Annotated in this window: 6 protein-coding genes; 4 read left to right on the top strand and 2 right to left on the bottom strand. The window is 59.4% G+C overall.

Annotated features, from left to right (window positions below):
• Positions 1–1,061 (bottom strand): methionine adenosyltransferase (metK, locus tag ACESMB_RS08615; RefSeq protein WP_372971335.1); only part of this gene is annotated, 1,061 nt, incomplete at its 3' end.
• Between the two features lie 147 nt (positions 1,062–1,208).
• The gene (locus ACESMB_RS08610) at positions 1,209–2,210 is read right to left on the bottom strand and encodes an ArsR/SmtB family transcription factor (RefSeq protein ID WP_372926233.1); all 1,002 of its coding nucleotides are present in this window, start codon (positions 2,208–2,210) and stop codon (positions 1,209–1,211) included.
• A 235-nt stretch (positions 2,211–2,445) separates the two neighbouring features.
• On the opposite strand from ACESMB_RS08610, the gene tkt reads away from it, so the two are divergent.
• The 4 genes from tkt to fba all read left to right on the top strand — a co-directional run bounded on the left by tkt (position 2,446) and on the right by fba (position 7,949).
• Positions 2,446–4,446 carry a transketolase gene (gene tkt, locus ACESMB_RS08605; RefSeq protein ID WP_372971334.1) on the top strand — a complete coding sequence of 667 codons (2,001 nt, stop codon included), beginning with the start codon at positions 2,446–2,448 and terminating at the stop codon, positions 4,444–4,446.
• Positions 4,446–5,474 carry a type I glyceraldehyde-3-phosphate dehydrogenase gene (gene gap / locus ACESMB_RS08600; protein WP_372926235.1) on the top strand — a complete coding sequence of 343 codons (1,029 nt, stop codon included), beginning with the start codon at positions 4,446–4,448 and terminating at the stop codon, positions 5,472–5,474. Before tkt ends, gap begins: the two co-directional genes overlap by 1 nt.
• Before the next feature lie 66 nt (positions 5,475–5,540).
• Entirely contained in the window at positions 5,541–6,701 is a 1,161-nt protein-coding gene (locus tag ACESMB_RS08595; RefSeq protein WP_372926236.1) for a phosphoglycerate kinase, read from the top strand.
• 183 nt (positions 6,702–6,884) lie between these two features.
• Entirely contained in the window at positions 6,885–7,949 is a 1,065-nt protein-coding gene (gene fba / locus ACESMB_RS08590; protein WP_372926237.1) for a class II fructose-bisphosphate aldolase, read from the top strand.
• Positions 7,950–8,115 lie beyond the last annotated feature (166 nt).

Below are 8,115 nucleotides of genomic sequence, written 5' to 3'. Positions count from 1 at the left end.
CGGTACATCGGGTGCAGCAGGTCCAGCATGTTGGTGATGGCATAGGGGCGCAGGTCAAAATGCTCGCGGACCAACTGGATGATCCTGTCGTCGCTGATCTTGCCGGTGCCGAAGGTGTTCAGGGAGATCGAGGTTGGCTGCGCCACGCCGATGGCGTAGGACACCTGGATCTCGCACTTCTCCGCCAGGCCGGCGGCAACGATGTTCTTGGCCACGTAACGGCCGGCGTAGGCCGCGGAGCGGTCCACTTTGGACGGGTCCTTGCCGGAGAAGGCGCCGCCGCCGTGGCGGGCCATGCCGCCGTAGGTGTCGACGATAATCTTGCGGCCGGTCAGGCCGCAGTCGCCTACCGGGCCGCCGATGACAAACTTGCCGGTCGGGTTGATGTGGAACTGGGTGTCTTTGTGCAGCAGCTCGGGTGGCAGCGCATTTTTGACGATCAACTCCATCACCGCCTCTTTCAGGTCGGCCTGGGACACGTCTTCGTCGTGCTGGGTGGACAGGACCACGGCGTCGATGCCGGAAACCTGGCCGTTTTCGTAGCGGCAGGTCACCTGGCTCTTGGCGTCCGGGCGCAGCCAGGGCAGCAGGCCGCTTTTGCGGGCTTCAGCCTGGCGCTGGACCAGCCGGTGCGAGAAGGTGATCGGGGCCGGCATCAGCACGTCGGTTTCGTTGCTGGCGTAGCCGAACATCAGGCCCTGGTCGCCGGCGCCCTGGTCTTCCGGCTTCTTACGGTCAACGCCCTGGGCGATATCCACCGACTGCTTGCCAATGATGTTGATAATACCGCAGGTGTCGCCGTCGTAGCCGACCTTTGAGGAGGTGTAGCCGATGTCTTTGATTACGTCCCGCACCAGGTCCTCCAGGTCAACCCAGGCGCTGGTGGTGATTTCACCGCCGACGATGGCGACACCGGTTTTCACCATGGCTTCACAGGCAACCCGTGCATGGGGGTCGTCCACGAGGATGGCATCGAGTACGGCATCGGAAATCTGGTCTGCCAGTTTGTCAGGATGGCCCTCCGAAACCGATTCTGAAGTAAAGATGCTGTAATCAGACATAGGTTGCTCCTCTGTGAGCGTTGCAAATTCGTGCCGGCTTTAAATCTTGGGTTGCTGCCGGCTGTGATGATGTCAGTATCGTAAATCAGTTTTCAGAGTCTGCATAATCCTATATCAAAAAAAATTGATACAGTTTTATTTCTGGTTTCAGGCAGACTCGGGGTTCTTCCAGAATTCCCTCACCTGCACCTGAAAACCGTTGCGCAGACCGATAAACAGGGACTCTCCAGCCAGCAGCCCGGCGTCGGCGGCCCAAGTGGTGAGTTCTTCCGGTTCGAAGCCCAGCCACAGGTCGCCGCAGGCCTGTTTGGTCCAGTCCTGGTCGTGGCTGCAAAGGTCGCTGATTACCAGGCAACCGCCGGTTTTGATCAGGGCTGAGGCGTCCAGGAAGATGTCTGCGGGGCTGGGAACGTGGTGCAGCACCATGTTCGCCACAACCAGGTCGAAGTCATCCCCCCGGGCCAGCAGGTTATCGGTTACGCCTTCAATCAGGTCAACGTTATTCAGGCGCTCATCGATGCAGGTGCGTGTGGCCTTGGCCAGCATGTCGCGGGAATTGTCCAGCGCTACAACATGCTCGCAGATTTCCGACAGCACCGGCAGGAACGCGCCTTCGCCGGGGCCGATTTCCAGGCCGGTTTTCCAGTCGTGCCGGGCAGATCGATTGCGAATCAGGTTTGCCACCGGATCTGCGTACAGTTCGAACGCGGCAATCAGTTCCTGCTGTTCGCGGAATTTTTCCGCGTAGCGGGCGAAGAAAGCCTGGGACTGGTCGGCGCGTTGGTTGCGTATGGCTTCTATTTTTCCCTGCAGATGCTCAGGCAGGGGAATGCGGTCCACGGTTTCGAAAACCTGACGGATGGTCTGGTCCGTCAGCTTGTCGCTTTCCAGATTCAGCGGCCGCCGGTAAAAAATGGCATTGCCTTCGCGCTGGGGTTCCAGCAGGCCGGCCTTGTGCATCACTTTCAGGTGGTGGCTCATGCCTGACTGGCGCATGCCGAATAACTGGCTCAGCTCCAATACACCAAAGGTGTCCCGGCGTAACACACGCAGAATCTCCAGGCGCAATGGATCACCGCTCGCCTTGTAGATCGGTGCCAGGGCGTCCACTGAGGACAGTTCATTTGTGTGTGTGGTCAGGGATGTCATGGGAAGAAAGTTTAGGGATGTCTGGCCGGGCAATCAATATCTATATCAAAATAAATTGATATAGCTTTAGATCTGTTTGAAAAATCAGCCAAAATTCCTGCCTCTGAAAGCTGTCTCCTGAAACAGATGTAAAAAGAGTGACGCCGATTTGCCCCGGTGGTCACTAATCGGCGAAAATACGCGCCTTCTTTTTATCAGTTCACCTTATTGCCGACCAAAACTGGAGAAAACGTCAATGCCATCTCGCACAGATCTCGCCAACGCCATTCGCGCGCTGAGCATGGATGCGGTTCAGAAAGCCAAATCCGGCCACCCGGGCGCGCCCATGGGTATGGCGGACATCGCCGAGGTACTCTGGAATGATTTCCTCAGCCACAACCCGGTCAACCCGAAGTGGGCCAACCGCGACCGTTTTGTGCTGTCCAACGGCCACGGCTCGATGCTGCAATACTCCCTGCTGCACCTGAGTGGCTACGACGTTTCCATAGACGACATCAAGAACTTCCGTCAGCTGCACTCCAAAACTCCGGGGCACCCGGAATACGGCTACACACCAGGTATTGAAACCACCACCGGCCCACTGGGGCAGGGTATTGCCAATGCCGTTGGTTTTGCACTGGCCGAGAAAACCCTGGCGGAACAGTTCAACCGCCCTGGCCATAACATTGTCGATCACTACACCTATGCCTTCCTGGGCGATGGCTGCCTGATGGAAGGTATCTCCCACGAAGTGTCTTCCCTGGCAGGTACACTGGGCCTGGGCAAGCTGATCATGTTCTATGACGACAACGGCATCTCCATCGATGGTGAGGTGGACGGCTGGTTCACCGACGACACGCCCAAGCGTTTTGAATCCTACGGCTGGCAGGTAATTCCCGAGGTCGACGGCCATAACCCGGAAGCGGTCCGCAGTGCTATTGAAGCGGGCCGGGCCAACACCTCCCAGCCCACGCTGATCTGCTGCAAGACCATTATCGGTTTCGGTTCGCCCAACAAGCAAGGCACTGAAGCCTGCCACGGCGCTGCACTGGGCGAAGACGAAGTTGCCCTGACCCGTGAAAAGCTGGGCTGGAATCATGGTGCCTTCGAGATTCCGTCGGCAATCTACGCTGGCTGGGACGCCCGCGAAAAAGGCGCCGCTGCCCAGTCTGAGTGGGAACAGGCGTTTGCCGACTACGAAAAGGCAGAGCCGGAACTGGCCGCTGAATTCAAACGGCGCATGGCTGGTGAGCTGCCCGCGGATTTCTCCGAGAAGGCCCAGGCCTACATCCAGGAGTGCCAGGACAAAGGCGAAACCGTCGCCAGCCGTAAGGCCTCCCAGAACACCCTGAACGCCTATGGCCCGTTGCTGCCGGAACTGCTGGGTGGCTCCGCCGACCTGGCCGGCTCCAACCTCACTATCTGGGATGGCAGCAAGCCGGTGACCAAAGAGGATGCCAGTGGTAACTATATTTACTACGGCGTTCGCGAATTCGGCATGGCCGCGATCATGAACGGCATTGCCCTGCACGGTGGCCTTGTGCCCTACGGCGCCACATTCCTGATCTTCATGGAATACTGCCGCAACGCCGTGCGCATGGCGGCACTGATGAAGCAGCGCTCCATCTATGTATTCACCCACGACTCCATCGGTCTGGGCGAAGATGGCCCCACGCACCAGCCGATTGAGCAGATGGCCAGCCTGCGGACCACGCCGAACATGAGCATGTGGCGCCCGGCGGATACCGTTGAATCCGCCGTTGCCTGGAAGGCGGCGCTTGAGCGTACCGACGGCCCCACGGCCCTGGTGTTTTCCCGCCAGGGACTGCCCCATCAGGATCGTGACGCGACCCAGCTGCAGAACGTGGCCAAAGGTGGCTACATTCTGTCTGACAGCGAAGGCACCCCGGATCTGATCCTGATTGCCACCGGCGGCGAACTCGGCCTGGCCCAGGACGCGGCGGCTGCACTGCGGGAGAAAGGGAACAGGGTTCGCGTGGTTTCCATGCCGAGCACTGACACCTTCGATGCCCAGAGTGCCGCTTACAAGCAGGAAGTCCTGCCGCTGGAAGTGACCAACCGTGTTGCCATCGAAGCCGGCATTGAAGACTACTGGTACAAGTACGTTGGTCTGGACGGTCGCGTGGTGGGCATGAGCACCTTTGGTGAGTCCGCACCCGCCGGGGAGCTGTTCAAGGAATTCGGCTTTACCGTGGACAACGTTATCGCCGTCGCCGGGGAGCTGCTGGAAGCCTGATGAGCACCGCTGCACTGTCTCGCATCGCCATCAATGGATACGGCCGTATTGGCCAGTGCGTCTTGCGGGCGCTCTATGAGAACAGTTTTCGCGACCACTTGCAGGTGGTCGCGATTAACGAGTTGGCGGATATCGACACCATTGCCCACCTGACCCGCTACGACTCCACCCATGGTCGGTTCCAGGGTGAAATCATGGTTGAGGGCGATTCCCTGGTGGTGAATGGTGACCACATCCGCGTGGTTCGCTACGCCGATGCCTCGGAACTGCCCTGGGACGAGCTGGGCATTGACCTGGTACTGGAATGTTCCGGCGCGTTCACTGACAGGGCAACTGCAGAGCAGCACCTGAACGCCGGTGCTGCCCGGCTGCTGTTCTCGCAGCCAGCGGAATCCGATGTCGACCGCACCGTGGTCTATGGTGTGAATCAGGAGCAACTGACGGAAACGGATCGTATCGTTGCGGCAGCGTCCTGCACCACCAACTGTCTGGTGCCGGTTATCCAGATACTGGATGAGGCACTGGGCGTGGAGCAGGGCAGTACCACCACCATCCACGCTGCCATGAACGACCAGCCCGTCATTGACGCCTACCATCACCAGGACCTGCGCCGCACCCGGAGCGCATTGCACAACATTGTTCCCGTGGACACCGGCCTTGCCAAAGGCATCGAACGCCTGCTGCCCCATATGGAAGGCAGATTCAGCTCTGTTGCCATGCGGGTGCCAACCATGAATGTGTCGGCCATTGATATGGTGGTGAACGTTCGGGAAAGCACCTCGGTGGAGGCGGTGAATAACCTATTAAAAAACGCCGCCCACGGCCCGCTGAAACGCATTCTGGGCTACACCGACGAGCTTCTGGCCAGCTCCGATTTTAACCACGATGCTCATTCCGGCATCGTGGACGGAGGCCAGACGCGTGTTACCGGCGGCACCATGGTGAAGGTGCTTTGCTGGTTTGATAACGAGTGGGGGTTCGCAAATCGGATGCTGGACGTTAGCAAACACTGGCTGTCCGGCCACTGACAAAGGGGTCTGACCCCGCATGGCGTCAGACCCCATACCTGTTCCACAAACTTAGGGATGAACGCCATGGCTATCAAGAAAATGACCGAGCTTGACCTCGCCGGCAAGCGGGTACTGATTCGTGAAGATCTGAACGTACCGGTTAAAAACGGAGCAGTCTCCAGCGACGCCCGCATACGCGCCTCGCTGCCCACCATCAAGGCCGCGAAAGACGCCGGTGCCCGCGTTATGCTGATGTCCCATCTGGGCCGCCCGGAAGAAGGCGTTTATGACGAAGCCTCCTCGATGAAGCCGGTTGCTGAACACCTGGGCAAGTTGCTGGGCGATGAAGTCCGCCTGATCACCGATTACCTGGACGGCGTTGATGTGGCCGCGGGCGAAGTGGTTCTGTTTGAAAACGTCCGCTTCAACAAGGGTGAAAAGAAAGACGACGAAGAGCTCTCCAGAAAGTACGCGGCCCTTTGCGACGTCTACGTGATGGATGCTTTCGGCACCGCGCACCGCGCCCAGGCCTCCACCCACGGCGTTGCCCGCTTCGCTCCCGAAGCCTGCGCCGGCCCGCTGCTGGCGGCAGAACTGGAAGCACTCGGCAAGGCCCTGGATAACCCGGCCAAACCGGTTGTCGCCATCGTTGGTGGCTCCAAGGTTTCCACCAAGCTGGACGTACTGAATGCCCTGGAAAAAGTCTGCGACTCCATCATCGTCGGTGGTGGTATCGCCAACACCTTCCTGGCCGCTGCCGGTCACCCGGTGGGCAAATCCCTGTGTGAGCATGACCTGATCGATACCGCCCGGGAAATCGCCTCCCGCGTTGAAATCCCGCTGCCGGTGGATGTGGTGGTTGCCAGCGAGTTCGCCGAAACAGCGAAGGCCACCACCAAGAAAATCGACGACGTCACCGAAGACGACATGATCCTCGACGTCGGCCCGGAAACCGCCTCCAAATTCGCCGGCCTGCTGAAGTCCTCCAAAACCATCCTGTGGAACGGCCCGGTCGGCGTCTTCGAATTCGACCAGTTCGGCAACGGCACCGAGTCCCTGGCGAAAGCCATCGCCGAAAGCGATGCTTTCTCCCTCGCTGGCGGTGGTGATACCGTCGCCGCCGTTGACAAGTACGGTGTGAGTGACAAAATCTCGTACATTTCCACCGGCGGCGGTGCTTTCCTGGAATTCGTGGAAGGTAAAACGTTACCGGCTGTCGCCGTACTGGAAGAACGCGGCGCCTGAATACATTGAGTGCATGACGCCAGGGAGCGGGCAAGCTGTGCGGGACACGCCGTAAATACGTCCCTGTAGGCTCGTAAAAAACATCCATGTTTTTTACGGTCCCGCACAGCTTGCCCGCTCCCTGGCTCGCGAACACTGAGCAAGTACGCGACTACATATTCATTTAGCAAGGAGACTGACCCCATGGCCCTGATATCGATGCGGCAACTGCTGGACCACGCCGCCGAGCATGGTTACGGTGTGCCGGCGTACAACGTGAACAACCTTGAGCAGATGCGCGCCATCATGGAAGCGGCTGACAAGACCAACTCCCCGGTGATCGTTCAGGCCTCTGCCGGTGCTCGCAAATATGCCGGTGCTCCTTTCCTGCGTCACCTGATTCTGGCGGCCATTGAGGAGTTTCCTCATATCCCGGTGGTGATGCACCAGGACCACGGTACCAGCCCGTCTGTTTGCCAGCGTTCCATTCAGTTGGGCTTCAGCTCGGTGATGATGGACGGCTCCCTGGGTGAAGATGGCAAAACGCCCACCGACTATGATTACAACGTTGACGTCACCCGCCGCACCGTGGAAATGGCCCATGCCTGTGGCGTTTCCGTTGAAGGCGAGCTGGGCTGCCTGGGTTCCCTGGAAACCGGCCAGGCCGGCGAAGAAGACGGCATCGGCGCCGAGGGCACCCTGGACCACAGCCAGATGCTGACCGACCCGGAAGAAGCCGCGGATTTCGTCAAGAAAACCCACGTGGACGCCCTGGCCATCGCCATCGGTACCAGCCACGGCGCCTACAAGTTCACTCGTCCACCGACCGGTGACATCCTGGCCATCGACCAGATCAAGGCCATCCACGCCCGCGTCCCGGACACCCACCTGGTCATGCACGGCTCCAGCTCCGTGCCCCAGGAGTGGCTGAAGATCATCAACGAATATGGCGGCGAGATTCCGGAAACCTACGGTGTGCCGGTTGAGGAAATCGTGGAAGGCATCAAGCATGGCGTGCGCAAGGTCAACATCGACACCGACCTGCGCCTTGCCAGCACCGGCGCCGTCCGCCGCTTCCTGGCCCAGAATCCGGCCGAATTCGACCCACGGAAGTTCCTGAAGGAAACCATGAAGGCGATGACGGAAGTCTGCGTCGCACGTTATGAAGCTTTCGGAACCGCCGGCAACGCCAGCAAGATCAAACCGGTCAACCTCGAGCGCATGTTCGAGCGTTATGCTTCCGGGGAGCTGGACCCCAAGGTTAAGTAGGCTTGGGAGTTTGCCTCTGGTCTGCAGCCTGCTGATCTGGCGGGCTCGCACCGGTGGGAGGCACTGCTCAGAAAACGCCCGTAAATACGTCCATGTAGGGCTTGGTCGCGCCATCCCTGGCGCTCCACATTTCTGAGCAGTCCCTCCCACCAGTGCTAGAGATGCT

Origin of the sequence: Marinobacter sp. (assembly GCF_041686475.1) — a bacterium.
Classification (GTDB): Bacteria; Pseudomonadota; Gammaproteobacteria; order Pseudomonadales; family Oleiphilaceae; genus Marinobacter.
The sequence above is the reverse complement of the archived record's forward strand: the minus strand, read 5'-3'. Positions and strand labels throughout refer to the sequence as shown.